Consider the following 17,066-nt stretch of genomic DNA (forward strand, 5'->3'; position numbering starts at 1 on the left):
TTATACTTCCTCCTTTACAAGTTCCCCATCGTACATGCGGAAACATTGATGTGCTATTGTTGCTACTTCGTCATCGTGAGTAATGATGACAAATGTTAAACCAAGTTCACGGTTTAGGCTTTGAATGAGCAGCAATATATCTTGCTCTGTTTCCGAATCAAGACTTCCTGTCGGCTCATCCGCCAACAAAATAGGAGGATTTGTAATTAGGGCTCTTGCAATACTGACACGCTGTTGCTGACCGCCCGATAATTCATTTGGGTAATGGTCTGCCACCTCCGTTAAACCAACCTTGTCCATTAATTTATTCACCTTTCCTGCACGCTCAGCTTTCTTGATACCCTGCAACTTCAAAGGTAGTTCAATGTTTTCAAACGCTGTTAAGCCTGGCATCAGTTGAAAGTTTTGAAAGATAAATCCAAACTGTTGCAAGCGGAAAGCTGCACTTTCTGTTTCAGTGAGATGAGCTGTTTCCTTTTCGTTAACCTTAATAGATCCTTGTTCAGATTTCATAAATCCAGCCAATATTTGTAATAAGGTTGATTTACCGGAGCCGCTTTTCCCAACAATCGCCACAATCTCTCCTTTTCTCACCTCAAAATTGACACCTTTTAATACCGGAATCTGTTTTTCCTTGCCTTTCTTTCCAATTAAAAATGTATGTTGTAAGTTCTCGACTTGAATCATTTTCAAATAAAACGCCCCTTTCATCTTCTGACTCATAACCTGGGGTTGATTTCCGTTCCGACAGGGTGCTTTCCGGAGGGTGTTCGTTGAGCCCCAAAGAGTCACCACGCCTTCACTCCAATCAAATTTAAATGTCGTCCCAAATTTTATGCTATGAGTCTTTCCTTCTCCATTGTAGTAAAAAATTCTTAATAAAATTGAAGGATAAAAATGAAGATATTCTTAAGAAGAGGAAAACCTATCGAGCAATACACCCTCTTTACATTCTCTTTACAATTCAGCCGAAAATTTATTTAAAATTTTATGTCCCAATAGTATCTTTTTGTATTAAACAGAAGGCTATGTTCTTTATAAAGCTCTATCATCAAAGCTTTTTTCTGTATTAATTAAAACAAATACAGATATATTTTCATTATATTGTGAACAAATTGTATATTACAAGATTGTAAATTTTTCTGTAGAATTGAAGAATTTTATGTAGATAAATTAAAGATTTTGTTATGATAGTAAAGTTTAGAGGCCAATTTATTTTATCCAGGAGGATTCGATTTACATGCTTAACTCAAAAAAACAAGACCCTTTCTTTATAGCTTTGCATAAAATTGCTGAGAATATGAGAGAGGCCGTACATTACGCAAATGATTTTCGTATTAACAGTGTAGCTGACCTAAAAGAGATTAGCATTACTATGAAAAATTACGAAACAGCTGGTGATAAGCTCATTCATGAACTAATCGTGATGCTAAACAAATCATTTATGACACCTATCGAACGCGAAGACATTCTAGAATTTGCCATTCGTATGGATGATGTATTAGATGGTACGGAGCATTGTATCGCTCATTTTGAAATGTTCTCTCTAACAGAAGTTGACGAGTCAATGCGTATTTTCTTAGGCTATATTTCAAAAAGTGCTGATGAAATTGTTAAAGCAACAGAAGAGTTAAAGAAAAAGAATCTTATTGGCATGCGCCCACACGCAATACTTATTAAAGACTACGAGCGTGAATGTGATGAAGTGCAACGTTCGTCTATTAAGCAATTATTTCTAAATGAAAAAGATCCAATTCGAATTATTAAATTTAAAGATATATATGAACAACTTGAAGATATTGCTGATCATTGTCAAAACGTTGCAAATACAATGGAAACAATTATCATGCGTAACGCGTAATTAGGAGATGGGCACTTACAATGAACACAATCATTATACTAACCGTACTGGTCGTTATCTTTGCCCTAACATTTGACTTTATCAATGGCTTCCATGATACAGCAAATGCTATCGCAACTTCAGTTTCCACTAGAGCATTGCCACCACGTGTAGCTATCATGATGGCAGCGACGATGAACTTTATCGGAGCTATTACCTTCGTCGGTGTTGCAAAGGCTTTGACAAAAGATATTGTAGATCCATTCTCTTTAAATGCCTTTCAAGGAGACACAACAGGCTCAGTCGTTATTTTAGCAGCATTAATTTCGGCTATTATTTGGAACTTACTAACATGGTATTTCGGTATTCCATCGAGTTCTTCACACACTCTGATTGGGTCCATTGCTGGTGCAGCAGTTGCATCTGCTGGCTTCGGAGTTCTAAACTATGGCGGTTTTACTAAAATCATCATGGCCCTAGTGTTATCACCAATCCTTGCGATTTGCGCTGGCTTTATTATGATGACACTGTTTAAATTATGGTTTAAAAACTTAAATTTATATCGTACGAATAAAGGTTTCCGTACGATGCAAATTTTCACTGCCGCAATTCAATCTTTTACACACGGTACAAACGATGCGCAAAAGGCAATGGGGATTATGACCATGGCGTTAATCGCTGGTGGTTTGCATACAGGAGATGAAATTCCTTTCTGGATACGAGCTGCAGCAGCAACTGCAATGGGGCTTGGTACCTCTATCGGTGGCTATAAAATTATTAAAACAGTCGGCGGTAAAATCATGAAAATCCGTCCTGTAAACGGAGTTGCAGCAGATTTAGCTTCTGCATCTATCATCTTCGGTGCTACATTAATTCATCTACCAGTATCCACAACCCATGTTATTTCTTCCTCTATCATGGGTGTCGGTTCTGCACAACGTGTACGTGGTGTGAACTGGGGGATGGCGCGTAAAATTGTAACTACTTGGATTATTACAATGCCAATTTCTGCAGTTATGGCAGCTATTATTTACTTCTTGTTATCGTTATTCTTTTAACTTCTTTCCACCTCTATAGATGGTCAGATGAATGCCGATTTTAAGCTACTTTTCAGTGGTGTCCAAACAGCCGCTGAAATAGAGGAACTCAGTCTAAGAACGCCACGTCCTGTGGCAACGACTGAGTGACCAACATCATGTTGGCCCAAAGCCTCCGGCGGATGTCACAGAATCGGAAAGGAGTGCTTAGAGGATGTTAGCCGTTATCGCATCCATGCGATAACGGCTAACCGACCTGCATCGGTAAAAACGCCACGTCCTGTGGCATTACCCAAATGACCGACATCGTGTCGGCCCTCACGCAGGCCTAAGCACAAAGCCGATTCCGGACGCAATTATGCCAAGGCATAATTGAATTTGATCGCATACTAAGACTCCGGTTCCTTGTTGAACAGGAGTCTTTACATTGTCACACGACAAAATGCGACACATCCTTTACACTATTTTAAAAAGGAGGATAGTACCTACTATGAAAACTTTTTCAGCTTTTATAACAACCCACGCTAAAGCTGTCGTAGCCTTGTGGTTCGTGATTTTTATTACCATGGCTATGTTTGCCATACAACTTCCAAGTAAGCTTCATGGAGACGGTTTTTTTGTTAAAGGAGATCATACCTACGTAACAAATGAACTAGCAAAAACATTTGATTTGCCTTCTGATACAATTTTAGTCGTCTTCAATCCAGCTAACGATAAGAAAATCCAGGATACTTTAATAAAGTTAAAAAAAGTGAAGGAGATTCATTCCATCCAGTCACCACTTGATGATCCCTCTTTACAAAAGAATGGTATAGCTTATGCCATGGTTCACATGAAAAATAATGTTGATCATCTACCTGATGTTGTGAAAGACATTCGCTCATTAATAGAGAATGACGGTGTGAGCATTACAGGTGGGCCTGTTATTTCAACAGACATCAATATAGCAAGTCAAAAGGATTTAGCATCAGCGGAGGCAATAGGCTTACCAATCGCTATCATAGTGCTATTACTTGCTTTTGGTACTGTCGTAGCGTCAATCTTACCTATCATTATCGGCGTTGTTACTGTTGTAACTGCGTTTGGAATTTTGACTTTGTTTAGCGGTAACGTCAATTTATCGATTTTTGTGTTAAATATAGTACCAATGCTTGGACTTGCATTAAGCATTGATTTTGCCTTGTTGTTTATTAACCGGTATCGCGAAGAACGTGCCCATACATCCATTGTACAGGCTATTCAAACGGCGATAGAGACAGCTGGTCGTTCTATTATTTTTTCTGCTGTTTGTGTCATGATCGGCTTAGGTGCCATGATTGTCATCGACGTTGAAATTTTTCAAAATATTGCTTTAGGAGGCGCAATTGTTGTATTCCTTGCCATACTTTCTGGCTTAACCTTGCTACCTGCTACGATGATGCTATTAGGAGATCGCCTAAATAAATGGCGTTTATTACGCGCAAAGTCTGGCGGAGCAAATCGTTGGCGTGACTTTGCTGGCTTTGTCATGAAACATCCAGTTACCATCGTTATTGTGGCATTATTATTACTAGGTATTGGTATGATTCCATTGAAGGATATTAAGCTTACAATTCCTCAGGTGGATTCATTACCAACAAAATATGAGGCACGTGCAGCTTATGATCAGTTAGACGAAACGTTCGGACTTGGCGAGACCTCAACATTATATTTACTAGCAGAACGTAAGGAAGGTTGGCAAGATAGTGAGGCAAGAGAGCTTATTTACACTATTCAAGAAAAGTTACTTGATGACCCACTAGTAAATCATGTATCAACCATTTATACGACGGCTAACATTAAGTCACCTGAGGAACTAACAGCTTCTTTGAAAATCCCACAAGTAGCAGAACAATTAACACCAATTCTAAATACGTTTTCTAAAGATAAACAACTCTTTATCCCCATTACATTGGATGCAGCCGGTTCATCAACTACTGCTCAACAATTCGCTCGAACATGGAAAGATAAGGATTTAGGTGTCGATTTTTCTCTCGGGGGTCATGCAAAATTCAATCAAGAAATTTTCGATGAAATCTCTAGTAAAATTATCTTGGCTGTAGCCATTATTATTGTTTCAACGTTCTTTATTTTAATGCTCGCTTTCCGCTCTATTTTGATCCCATTGAAAGCGATTATTATGAATATCATTGGACTTTCATCGGCTTTCGGTATTCTCGTCTACATTTTCCAATATGGACATTTAGGTATTGAAGCTGGTTCAATCGTCCTTATAATCCCAGTAATTGTTTTTTGCCTTGTATTCGGATTAAGTATGGACTATGAAGTCTTTTTAATATCACGTATTCAAGAGGAATATCAAAAAGGGGCGGATAATACACGTGCCACGATTGATGGTCTTACCTCTACAAGCCGTATCATTACGTCAGCAGCGCTTATTATGATTGTTATAACAGGAGCATTCGCTTTTACAGATGTGATGCCTGTGAAGCAAATTGGGGTTGGTATAGCTATTGCAGTCGCCCTCGATGCAACAATTATTCGTCTCATGCTCGTTCCAAGTCTTATGAAGCTCTTTGGGGATTGGAATTGGTGGCTACCTTTCGTAAAGAAAAAAAAATAAAAGAATCCGCAACCTTCCGTGAACTCTCTCTCACAAAGGTTGCGGATTTTTCCTTATTTTGAATAAATACGGTCGTACCATTCTTTCGCTGCTTCTACCTCAGGCATTGTAAGCTGATGACCATAATTAAACCACACAGTTGTCACATCTGCCCCTGCTGACGTTAAAAGCGCCTCTAAGTCTTCAGATTCCTGAGCGGTACACATAGGATCATTCGTTCCAGCACCGATAAAGACAGGGATCGAAGAAAGTCTAGGCAATTCAATATCACGTCTAGGCACCATTGGATGATGCAGTATTGCACCTGCTAGAGCATCCTCATAATGGAATAATAGGCTAGCAGCAATATTCGCGCCATTAGAGTAGCCGATAGCAACAACTCGATTTCGGTCAAAGCCATACTGCTGTGCTGCCTCTAATAAAAAGTCATTTATTTCCCTCGTACGGAAAATTAAATCCTCTATATCAAAAACACCTTCCGCTAATCGACGGAAAAAGCGTGGCATACCATTCTCAAGTACATTTCCACGAACACTTAAAATACTTGCTGTATCATCAATTTCCTTTGCAAGGCCAATTAAGCTTTGTTCATTTCCACCTGTACCGTGTAACAGTAAAAAAGTTGGTTTTGTTTCACCTGTTCCTTTATGAAAAACGTGCTGCATTTAAAGTTCACCTCTCGATTATCTTGAATTCGAGATAATTGTAGCCTGTGGCAAAATTAAATTCAAGCTCTTTGACTTATTAATTTCTCGATTTTCACGATTTGGCTGTTCCTTATGGTCTTTGTAAAAATTTGTAATCGTAAATACCGAAAATAAACAGACAGCTATAACAACCACAATAACTACTCCCACTATTTTTTTCCCATTCATTCGTTCTTATCCCCCGAATTACTTATTTCTTTTTACGAAAACCTTCTTCTAGTAAATATTCTTTCGCAGCCTCTTGTGTACCAAAGGCTTCCTCTAAATTTTCACCATGATAAACATTCCAAGAACGTTGCTCACAAGCTAGCTTTAATTGAATACCTTCACGATTTTTCCACATCTCTTCGATTGGCTCTTGCTCCTCTTCTTCTTCCGATAAATATTGAATGGCATCTTCAATAATCTCACGAAGCTGTTGTTCATCATAGTCGCGAATATTTACTAGGCCTTTATCGTTTGCTTCTTCCTCATAGCGCAATAAATCACCAATAAAGACAAAGCCGTTGCCATTTGGGTGTAGCTTTTCCACAACAATTGTCTTTTCATAAAGACTATCCATAAAATGGTAATTTAAGCGTTTTAATGAAATCTCCTTTTTTGTTAGTCCAGGGAATGATTCGATGATGGTTTGTTTTTGTTCAAATGTTAGCATATAAAAATGCTCCTTTTCTATTCAATCTATCTTTTAGTATAACTTATTTTTCCTGTTATTTTGAAGTGAAATAGGACAAGCCTTATGGAAAGCTTGCCCTACATTTTTTCAGTTACTCATATGTCTTATTAAACATTTTATCTTTTACAAACTGAATAACATGAGCAACGTATAGTTCACGGTAAGGGACAAATTGTGCTGTACTTACTGGACGCACAACTTTCGCTCGTTGACCATCAGGGAAATATTCATAGCCTTCAATATTCAGAGTAGCTGTTTCTCCTAAAAAGAATGCCTCTGCCTCATCGAGTTTTGCTCGAACGACCCCTGACACTTCCTCATACTGCAGTTCAAATGATTCCCAATCATGTTTGAATGGATATATATAAACATGACAAAATTCATTGTCTATCATGTTTTCCGAAACGATACTACAAGATGTCATACCCATTTTAACAACATCGTGTACGTTGACATCGAGTCCTAACTCTTCCTTCACTTCACGTATTCCTGATTCTACTGTCTCTACGGCTAATAAATGCCCCGCCGCTGTAATATCAAGCAAGCCAGGATAGTCCTTTTTTTGCGCACTACGGATTTGGAAATAGATATAGTCCTCATTGACAAGCCAACAGTGGAATGTTTCATGCCATAGCCCTTTTTCATGTACCTCTGCTCTCGTTGCTGTCCCAATCTGTTCATGCTGTTCATTAAAAACTTTTACAATTTCTTGTTCCATTTTTTCCGACTCCTATACCGACTTCGTAGCCTTTTTCTTAATCACGTTCCGTTCATCATAAATATTGGATGCAACCACTTTTAATACTGCATAAAATGGTACAGCAATGATAATACCGATAAATCCTGCAATATTACCTGCTGCTAAAATAACTGTAATAACTGTTAACGGATGGATATCGAGTGTTTTCCCCATTACATTAGGCGTTATAAAGTTACTATCAATTTGCTGTGCCACGAGTGTGACAACAGACACCCCTACGACTAACACTGGATCCTGAACAACAGCCACAATCAGTGCTGGTGTAAAGGCGATCCACGGTCCAATAAACGGAATCATATTCATAAAGAACGCGAATATAACAAGTAGCAACGAATATTCTAGACCTATAATTAAATATCCGACATACATAATGAGTGCTAGTAAAAAACTAATTTGCAGCTGTCCTTGAATATAGCTACGTAAAACATCGTCAATTTCACTTAACGTCTTTTTCACCCATTCTCGACGTTCACCACTGAAATATTTATAAACTGACGGCGCAAATTTTTCATGATCCTTCAACATAAAAATAAAGAAGAATGGAATTAAAATGGCTAATAAAGAAACTGATACAACTGATTGTAAAAACGAAACTAGCCCCTTACTTGCCACAACGGCAATATGCTGCACAGAATTCGCCATATTGTCGATAAAATCTTTTAACTGTGGTGGGAAGTTATCTTTGTTTCGCAACACATAATCGGCTGCATCTTGAATACTAGCACTAATCTGTGGTACATTTTTTACTAAATTATTAACCTGCACTGCAATCGGATTACCAACAATCCAACCAAAACCGCCAACAAGCGCTATAAGTCCAATGATTATCGTTAATATACTTGCCCATCTCGGAAATTTACGCTTCTCTAAAAACCTCTGAATCGGCTCCGTAACATAATACAAAACACCGCCTAGCAACAAAGGTACAAAAATAGCCTTTAAAATAATAACAAGCGGGGAAAAAATCCAATGAATCTCTATAAAATATTTAATGACTAGTAGAACAAGTAAAACACCTACGCCTACTTGAAACCAAACTTTCCTCGTCACATTCTTCACTTCCTTTTATCACAGTTACTGAAAATACTACTTATATATTAACCATTTCGCAAGTATTCTATTATTTATTGTCAAAACAAAAGAGTTTTTGAAACTAAAAAAATTCACAACCCTCCAACAGGCAATCCCACAAGCCCCTCAAATGCTTAGCATCTGAAGAAGCTCGGACGGATTGTTTCCCACAGGAGTGTCGCGAATTTTCACTAATGTTGCATAACGTAGTAGTCTATAATTTTGTATCGTCTACTGAATTTAAGTAATCTTCAATATCACCAATGACCGACTCAACACAGCCATCCTCAAATGGTGAAATTAAGCCTGCTTCTTTTACAAGCTTCGTAAAGGACATAGAGCCGCCTAAACCACATAAATGAGTATAGTCCTTCCAGGCAGCTTCAAATTCTTCACGTGAACGTTTCCAGAATTGGAATGCACAAATTTGCGCTAACGTGTAATCAATGTAATAGAACGGACTTGCATAAATATGTGCCTGACGTTGCCATATACCCCCTGCTTCTAGATAACTATTATGATCATAGTCACGGTGTGGTAAATATGTCTCCTCAATTTTTTTCCACGCAGCTTTACGTTCAGCTGGTGTCATATTCGGATTTTCATAAATCACATGCTGGAACTCATCAACTGCAACACCGTAAGGAAGGAATAATAAACCACTACTTAAGTGTGTGAACTTATATTTTTCTGTGTCTTCCTTAAAGAATAACTCCATCCATGGCCACGTGAAAAATTCCATACTCATCGAATGAATTTCACAAGATTCATATGTTGGCCATAAATATTCTGGGATTCCGATGTCACGGCTTGAATAGACCTGGAAAGCATGGCCAGCTTCATGTGTTAACACATCGATATCGCCTGAAGTACCATTAAAGTTCGAGAAGATAAATGGTGAGTGATAGTTTTCGATAAATGTACAATAACCGCCACTCTCTTTTCCTTTCTTCGCCACTAAGTCCATTAATTCATGATCAATCATAAAGTTGAAGAATTCACCCGTCTCAGGTGATAGCTCTTCATACATTTTTTTACCGTTCGCAACAATCCATTCCGGATCGCCTTTTGGTGTAGCATTTCCTGATACAAAGTTGAATGCTTCATCATAGAACTTAAAATCAGAAATACCAATACGCTTTGCCTGACGTTCATATAATTTTGTGGCAATTGGTACGATTAAATCGCGAACTTGGTCACGGAATTTCTTTACCATATCTGCATTATAATCAATACGATTCATTCGAACATATCCTAGCTCGACATAATTTTTATAGCCTAATTTAACAGCGATTTCATGACGTACTTTGACAAGCTCATCGTAAAGCCGATCAAATTCCTCTTCATGGCCAGCAAAAAAGCCAAAGCGAGCATCTGTTGCCGACTTACGCATTTCACGATTAGTAGACTCTGCATATGGTCCAAGCTGAGCAAGCGTTAATGTTTCACCATTAAAGTCAATTTGTGCAGAGGCAACAAGTTTATTGTATTCTGAAACGAGCTTGTTCTCCTTTTGCATTAAATCAATGACTGCTGGTGAAAAGCCTTTAATTTGATAGGTTGCTAAATCAAATAATTGCTGACCCCATTTTTCTTCTAACTGCTCACGGAATGGAGAAACGATTAGCGCTTTATAATATTCTGTTGATACCTCTTCCAACTCAGGTCCAATCTCGTCAAAATAATCGCGTTCTGCATGATAAAATTCATCATTCGTATCAATCGAAGCACGAATGTACACTAAGTTTGCCATCGTAGCGTAGTCATTACTCAGTCCGTTTAATTTCTCAATTATGTCACTTTGCCCGTCCATCGTTTGAGCATTTTTAAATTGATCAATTAAGGATAATTGTTGCTCTTTCATTGCCTCGATATTCGGACGGCTGTATTCATAGTCTTTAAACGTTTTCATAGAAATCCCCTCTTTCTGTCATATACCCCGTTATATTTCTATTATATGCCAAATCTATCTTATTAAGAAACAATTTAATAGCCAATTATATATGTTTTTAATAGTGCCGCCCTTTCACGTAGATTTAACTTTACTTCCACTGATTTTGGCGTTTTTGCCGCAACGACATCTACTTCAAAACCTAAAGACTCAGCTAAATATTTTGCACGCTTTAAATGAAAATCATTTGAGAGAATCGTGATTTCCTTAGTTCCTTTAGGCAAGAGTTCTTTAGAAAATAGTAAGTTCTCATAAGTTGAAGTAGATTGGTTTTCCACTAATATTCTATTAGTATCAATGCCATTGTCCTGTAAGTATTTAAGCATGACAGAAGCCTCTGTCCGATCTTCATCTGCCCCTTGCCCACCTGACACAATTACTTTTACATGAGGATATTTATTTAAATACTTTACAGCCTCTTCTAATCTATTTTTCAAAGAAAGCGATGGAACTCCACCCGGATTTACCTTCGCTCCCAGGACGATCATGTATGTAGCTGCTCCATTTGCTGCTGGCTGGACACCTTGTTTCATCTCCTCGCCGAGCCAAAAATAAACAACAATACAAATACCAAGTAGTAAAACCCCTAATCTTTTTACCCATTTTTTCACGATTGATCCCCCCTTACCTTTTATTAACGTTTAGACAAAAAAAAGGATGCTTGTACTAGAATTACTGTACAAACATCCTTGATTGATTATCTTAATATAAAGCTCTTAATAGATTCCTGTAACGCCGTTATTTCATCTGTTAAATCATTAGAAGATTCACTAACCAGTTGAATAGCACGCTGCTGTTCATCAACGGATGCCGTTACTTCCTCTGATGCAGCAGCATTTTTCTCACTAATCATCGCAATGCTTTCGATAGATTGCATCATGTAATCCTTTGAGCTATTCAAATATTCTACTCCTGCAGTCATTTCCCCAATGACGGAAATAATTTTCTCTACGGACAATTCAATTTCCTTGAAGGATGACTCTGTTATGGCAACCGAATCATTTTGCTGACGAACAATGACGTTTGTTTTCTTCATCTCATCGTGTACTAAATTAGTTTCACTTTCAATCCCCTTCAAGGTTGTACGCACTAGCTCAGTTGCTACAGATGTTTGATCCGCTAGCTTACGTACCTCCTCAGCTACAACTGCAAACCCCTTGCCATGCTCACCGGCTCTAGCCGCCTCTATGGATGCATTCAATGCAAGTAGGTTCGTCTGATCAGAAATCTCGGTAATGGTACCGACAATGCCTTCAATTTCCCTTACTTTCACAATTAGTCTATTAAATACAGCATAAACATTATTAATCGATTCTGAAGACTCGTGTGATTTCTCTTTTAAGCTGTTTAAATTTAAAAGCCCCTCTTGATTTGATCGCTTCATATGTTGAGATGCATCAAGCATTACTTCATTTTTGTCATGCAATACTTCAATCTGCTGGGCAAAATCAATGGCAGTTCTATTCGTATCCTCTGCATTTGAAGCTTGCTTCATTGCACCGTCCGAGACCTCATTTATCGCTTTTACTATTTCATCTCCATAAGCGTTTGTTTCCTCTGCCACAGATGTTAAATTTGACGATGTTGATTGAATTTCTACAATAGCTTCCTCTACATCTGTAATTAATGTTTTCAGTTGATCAACCATTTCATTAAAACCTTCATTTAACTGACCAATCTCATCTGAGCGTTGTAGATTTTCAATTTCTACGGTTAAATTCCCCTTTGCTACCTCACGTACGCGTTTAGATAATTTTTTCACTGGTAAAGCTAAATGTCTCGAAACCATTATGACAACCACAGTACCTATAATAATGGCTCCTAATAATGTAATACCGATAACGAGTAATAATGAATTAGCTTCTTTATTAAAGTCTTGCATATATGTACCTGATGCAATGATCCATCCCCAATTAGGATCCTTTACAGAATAAATTATTTTTGGAGCTAATACATCTTGACCCGGTAGCGCAAACTCATATTGTGTAAATCCTCCACCAGCAAGTGCTCTTTCGATTACTTCTCGAATAAAGTAATTGCCGCTGCTATCTTTATCGTTCCATAGGCTATCCCCTTCTCGAGTAGGATGCGTTGTTAACGTCCCTTTCTCATCTAAAACATATATATAACCATACTTACCTAAGTCTCCAGGGTAATTAATTGGCCTCTTTCCTTCACTATCCTTTGGCCCTAGAAGTGCCTCCCGCACCCGTTCCTGTGCAACTTCCAAAGGAACGTCGCCTCTTTTAACACTCTCATCTGCAAGCTCGATTAATTGCAGAGTAGATTCAACACTATTTTTGATAACTTGTTCGCCAATATTCTCCATACCTTTATTCGCTTTGTTATAACTAACCAAACCTATTGCTAAGCTGGGAATAATTAATAATGCTAACGAAATGATAATTAGTTTTCCCTGTATCGAACGTGAAAACTTCATGCTTTAGCCCCCTCTTTTTCTTCGTTCACTATGACTATTAATCTATATTATGTTATGATTTGAATTTTTTCACAATGGGTAAAACGTAATTTAAGTATGAATTATTCACCTTTTTACCCAGATATGCTTGATCACCATAACGTGGATGGGTAGGCTGGGCGCTTTCCTAGGGGCGAACGATGAGCTAAAATCACAGAAAAAACTATCTTTCTACAGGGATATGCCTGATAGAAAAATAGTTTTTTCATTTTTATCACTCGCCTATGATATGATCATAATCCAAGTCACTAAAGCTATTAAAGTAGCGAGCAGAGTCGGGATTGTTAGAACAATACCTATTTTTAAATACTGAACCCAGCCAATTTTAATTCCTTTTTGCTTCAATATATGGAGCCATAATAATGTTGCGAGTGAGCCAATCGGTGTCATTTTAGGACCTAAATTAGTGCCGATGACATTTGCATAAATAAGACCTTCTTTAATAATGCCAGTTGCACTAGTTTCAGCAATAGCTAATGCATCAATCATTACAGTTGGTAGGTTATTCATAATAGCTGACAAAATCGCAGCTACAAACCCCATCGTTATTGTCGATACCAACAATCCTTGCTGTATCGCGTGCTCTAATAGACTTGCTAGCAATCCTGTCATTCCTACATTTTTCAAGCCGTAAACAACCACATACATACCGATAGAAAAGAACACAATATTCCATGGTGCCCCTTTCACAACTCTCTTTGTATCTACAATATGGCTACGTCGTGCAAGTAGGAAAAAGATAGCTGCTACACCACATAAAATAAATGACACAGGAATTTTGAAAAACTCACTCATAAAGAAACCAACTAATAAAATTGCTATAACATACCATGATAACAAAAATAATCTCGAATCCCGAATTGCAAGCTTTGGATCACCTACTGCCTCAAGTGAATATTCTTTTGGAATCGAACGGCGAAAAACAATATAAAGCGCAACAATGCTTGCCAGTAAAGAAACTAAGTTCGGTATTAGCATATGTAAGAAATATTCCATAAATCCAATACCGAAATAGTCTGCCGACACAATATTCGTTAAATTACTAATGACTAACGGTAATGATGTTGTGTCTGCTATAAATCCACTTGCAATAATAAATGGAAAGACCATTTTATCGGTTAAATTTAACTTACGGATCATCGCTAGAACAATTGGTGTTAGTATTAAAGCTGCACCATCATTTGCAAATAATGCTGAAACAATAGCGCCTAGACAGGAAAGATAAATGAATAAGCGGATACCACTTCCCTTTGCCACACGTGCCATATGTAAGGCAGACCATTCAAAGAATCCTATTTCGTCTAAAATAAGTGAAATAAAAATAATTCCTATGAACGATAGCGTTGCATTCCAAACGATCCCTGTTACCTCAACAACATCTTGCCAAGTAACAACTCCGAGCGTCAACGCAATTGCAGCCCCAATACAAGCAGACCAGCCGATCGATAATTTACGCGGCTGCACTATTACAAAAAATAAAGTTACTATAAATATAACAATCGCTAAAAGAGCTTGCACCGTTTCCCTCCCTAATTAAAAACCAGTAGCGTTAATTGCTACTGGTTTTTAGCTTGTCGCATTAAAGAATAAACTAATGCGTATCCATAAACAAAGGTTGATTTTCACTCCGAGTTGGCACTTTCCGTGAAAAATCAACAGCTCCTCATCATTAGTATGAGTAGACAAGTTGAACCAAAATAGTATTGATTAAAACATTAAAGAGATTCAACCTAAATAATAATAGGATATGTTTGATTATTATTTTTGATCCATGGCAAGCCTATTATCATACAACTTTATGCAAGAGTATCGTTTGTCTAAAGTCAAAACCAGTAGCTTTAATTGCTACTGGTTTTATATGTTTATATTATTATTCGCCTAAATCAGCATTATGGTAAACGTTTTGGACATCCTCTAAATCTTCTAATGCATCAATTAATTTTTCAAATTTCGCAACATCGTCACCAGTTAATGCTACTTCTGTTTGAGGAAGCATTGAAAGCTCTGCTACTGTAAATTCTTGAACGCCAGCTGCTTTTAGTGCTTCTTGTGTAGCAAAGAATTGGTCCGGCTCTGCATAAATAATGACAGCATCATCTTCTTCCAGAATATCACGAGCATCAATATCTGCTTCCATTAAAATTTCAAGAACTTCATCTGCTGATTTACCTTCTAAACCGATAACTGCTGTTGAATCAAACATGTAGGCAACAGATCCACTGACACCCATATTCCCATTATTTTTACCAAATGCAGCACGTACATCAGAAGCAGTACGATTAACATTATTTGTTAAAGCATCAACGATTAACATAGTACCAGCTGGTCCGAAACCTTCATAACGTAATTCGTCGAAGTTTTCATCGCCGCCACCCTTCGCTTTTTCAATTGCTTTTTCAATAATATGTTTAGGAACACTGTATGTTTTTGCTCGTTCAAGAACAACTTTAAGGGCACGGTTTGACTCAGGATCTGGTTCGCCTGATTTAGCTGCCACATAAATTTCACGTCCGAATTTTGCATTTACACGACTTGTGCTTTGGTCTTTAGACGCTTTCTTTTCTTTAATATTGTTCCACTTACGACCCATAGTTTCCACTCTCTTCCAAATAATAAGTTTATAAAAATCATAGATGCGCAGTTGCACATCTGTAAATGGTAATTAAATACTTATCGTATCTTTACTCTGCAAATAATAACACAATTTATGCTTACAAAGCTAGATTTCCAATGCTTAAGATATTGATTACTTACAGCTTGTGTTGCCCTTTGATTTTTTCTAATAGTGCATGACAACCTTCTAAGGCTAAATCATAGGTTTCTTGAAAATCTCCTGTATAGTATGGATCAGGCACGTCTTTTCGATGGTCAGTTAAATCTAAAAAGCGGAAAATCTTAGGAGAATCAGGATTGCCAAGCATCGTTCGGATATTGTGTATATTGCTTTCATCCATGCCAATAATGTAATCAAAATTTTCAAAGTCAGCCTTTTGTAATTGTCGTCCCTGCATACCCTTTGTTGAGATGCCATATTCTTTTAGCTTATCTTGTGTTCCTCTGTGAGGTGGTTCGCCAATATGCCAAGAGCTTGTTGCAGCCGAATCTACCTCAACTTTATGACTCAAATGCTCTTTCCTTACCAAATCACGCATGACCGCTTCAGCCATTGGCGAGCGACAAATATTACCTAAACATACAAAAAGCACTCGAATCATTTCTATATCCTCCTACAACAAAGCACTCAAAATCAATCGATCCTGAGTGCTTTCTAAGTCATTTCTTTTCTGCCACAATTCGCTTTTCTAATTCCTCTGTTAAAGCCATCAGTTCATGCTCAAGGCGATGTGTAAATTCCTCGCGCCCTTCTTTACCCTTACCCGTTACATAAAATGGCTCGCCATAAATTAGATAACCCTTTCCACGCTTAAAGACATCGCCAACATTACGCGCACCAACGTAAGCGGCTGGTACAATTTGGGTTTTGGACAGCTGTGCTATTGTAATCGCACCTTGCTTTAAATCCGAACCCTCAGCATTTCGTGTACCAGATGGGAAAATCCCTACGATTTTACCCTCTTTCAATAACTGTGAAGGAATTTTAATAACACTTGGTCCTGGATTGTCACGATCAACCGGAAAAGCATTTAATCGTTCAATTAGCCAGCCAAGACCTTTTATATCAAACAACTGCTTTTTAGCCATAAAGTGAATTTCTCGAGGAGTCATTGAAACTCCAAGATTTAAAATATCAACATAACCCGTATGTGTACATGCAATAATAAACCCACCTTCCTTCGGTAAGTTTTGCTCCTCATATACACGCGCCTTTGAGCCCGTTAATTTTAATATCACTTTGACAAGATTTGCTATAAATTTATACACTGTTTCATTCCTACCTTATTCAATAGTTATCCCCATTGTAATCGAAAAGACCAGTATACTG

At 37.7% G+C, this 17,066-nt stretch carries 17 protein-coding genes; 3 read left to right on the top strand and 14 right to left on the bottom strand.

Annotated elements, in window-relative coordinates:
* Window positions 1–687 (bottom strand): ABC transporter ATP-binding protein, encoded by a 687-nt coding sequence (locus ACIQLB_RS10305; protein ID WP_400725323.1) that lies wholly within the window; start codon window positions 685–687, stop codon window positions 1–3.
* 553 nt (window positions 688–1,240) lie between these two features.
* On the opposite strand from ACIQLB_RS10305, the gene ACIQLB_RS10310 reads away from it, so the two are divergent.
* Both ACIQLB_RS10310 and ACIQLB_RS10315 read left to right on the top strand, forming a co-directional pair.
* Window positions 1,241–1,861, top strand: a complete 621-nt coding sequence (locus ACIQLB_RS10310) for a DUF47 domain-containing protein (protein WP_400724751.1) — start codon at window positions 1,241–1,243, stop codon at window positions 1,859–1,861.
* Between the two features lie 20 nt (window positions 1,862–1,881).
* Window positions 1,882–2,898, top strand: coding sequence for an inorganic phosphate transporter (locus ACIQLB_RS10315; protein WP_400724754.1), 1,017 nt, complete (start codon window positions 1,882–1,884; stop codon window positions 2,896–2,898).
* A 23-nt stretch (window positions 2,899–2,921) separates the two neighbouring features.
* On the opposite strand, the gene ACIQLB_RS10320 is transcribed toward ACIQLB_RS10315, so the two are convergent.
* A complete protein-coding gene (locus ACIQLB_RS10320) occupies window positions 2,922–3,047 on the bottom strand; it encodes a hypothetical protein (RefSeq protein ID WP_400724757.1) in 126 nt (41 codons plus the stop codon).
* 320 nt (window positions 3,048–3,367) lie between these two features.
* On the opposite strand from ACIQLB_RS10320, the gene ACIQLB_RS10325 reads away from it, so the two are divergent.
* Entirely contained in the window at window positions 3,368–5,479 is a 2,112-nt protein-coding gene (locus tag ACIQLB_RS10325; protein WP_400724760.1) for an MMPL family transporter, read from the top strand.
* A gap of 53 nt (window positions 5,480–5,532) precedes the next feature.
* Here the strand turns inward: ACIQLB_RS10325 and ACIQLB_RS10330 are convergent, their stop codons facing one another.
* The 12 genes from ACIQLB_RS10330 to ACIQLB_RS10385 form a co-directional block, all read right to left on the bottom strand.
* Window positions 5,533–6,144, bottom strand: a complete 612-nt coding sequence (locus ACIQLB_RS10330) for an alpha/beta hydrolase (RefSeq protein WP_400724762.1) — start codon at window positions 6,142–6,144, stop codon at window positions 5,533–5,535.
* 18 nt (window positions 6,145–6,162) lie between these two features.
* Complete coding sequence (locus tag ACIQLB_RS10335) at window positions 6,163–6,354, bottom strand: hypothetical protein (RefSeq protein ID WP_400724765.1); 192 nt, start codon at window positions 6,352–6,354, stop codon at window positions 6,163–6,165.
* Between the two features lie 22 nt (window positions 6,355–6,376).
* Window positions 6,377–6,841, bottom strand: coding sequence for a hypothetical protein (locus ACIQLB_RS10340; RefSeq protein ID WP_400724768.1), 465 nt, complete (start codon window positions 6,839–6,841; stop codon window positions 6,377–6,379).
* Window positions 6,842–6,953: 112 nt separating this feature from the next.
* Window positions 6,954–7,580 (bottom strand): NUDIX hydrolase, encoded by a 627-nt coding sequence (locus tag ACIQLB_RS10345; protein ID WP_400724770.1) that lies wholly within the window; start codon window positions 7,578–7,580, stop codon window positions 6,954–6,956.
* Between the two features lie 12 nt (window positions 7,581–7,592).
* The gene (locus tag ACIQLB_RS10350; RefSeq protein WP_400724773.1) at window positions 7,593–8,672 is read right to left on the bottom strand and encodes an AI-2E family transporter; all 1,080 of its coding nucleotides are present in this window, start codon (window positions 8,670–8,672) and stop codon (window positions 7,593–7,595) included.
* Between the two features lie 235 nt (window positions 8,673–8,907).
* Window positions 8,908–10,605 (bottom strand): M3 family oligoendopeptidase, encoded by a 1,698-nt coding sequence (locus ACIQLB_RS10355; protein WP_400724776.1) that lies wholly within the window; start codon window positions 10,603–10,605, stop codon window positions 8,908–8,910.
* A 74-nt stretch (window positions 10,606–10,679) separates the two neighbouring features.
* Complete coding sequence (locus ACIQLB_RS10360; protein WP_400724778.1) at window positions 10,680–11,255, bottom strand: YdcF family protein; 576 nt, start codon at window positions 11,253–11,255, stop codon at window positions 10,680–10,682.
* 86 nt (window positions 11,256–11,341) lie between these two features.
* Window positions 11,342–13,084 (bottom strand): methyl-accepting chemotaxis protein, encoded by a 1,743-nt coding sequence (locus tag ACIQLB_RS10365; protein WP_400724780.1) that lies wholly within the window; start codon window positions 13,082–13,084, stop codon window positions 11,342–11,344.
* 261 nt (window positions 13,085–13,345) lie between these two features.
* A complete protein-coding gene (locus ACIQLB_RS10370; RefSeq protein WP_400724783.1) occupies window positions 13,346–14,641 on the bottom strand; it encodes an arsenic transporter in 1,296 nt (431 codons plus the stop codon).
* 352 nt (window positions 14,642–14,993) lie between these two features.
* On the bottom strand, window positions 14,994–15,713 hold the full coding sequence (locus tag ACIQLB_RS10375) for a YebC/PmpR family DNA-binding transcriptional regulator (RefSeq protein ID WP_400724786.1): 720 nt from the start codon (window positions 15,711–15,713) through the stop codon (window positions 14,994–14,996).
* Window positions 15,714–15,873: 160 nt separating this feature from the next.
* Window positions 15,874–16,338 (bottom strand): low molecular weight protein-tyrosine-phosphatase, encoded by a 465-nt coding sequence (locus ACIQLB_RS10380; protein WP_400724788.1) that lies wholly within the window; start codon window positions 16,336–16,338, stop codon window positions 15,874–15,876.
* 58 nt (window positions 16,339–16,396) lie between these two features.
* On the bottom strand, window positions 16,397–17,005 hold the full coding sequence (locus tag ACIQLB_RS10385; protein WP_400724791.1) for a lysophospholipid acyltransferase family protein: 609 nt from the start codon (window positions 17,003–17,005) through the stop codon (window positions 16,397–16,399).
* Window positions 17,006–17,066 lie beyond the last annotated feature (61 nt).

Origin of the sequence: Lysinibacillus sp. NPDC092081 (assembly GCF_044755845.1) — a bacterium.
Taxonomy (GTDB): domain Bacteria; phylum Bacillota; class Bacilli; order Bacillales_A; family Planococcaceae; genus Lysinibacillus.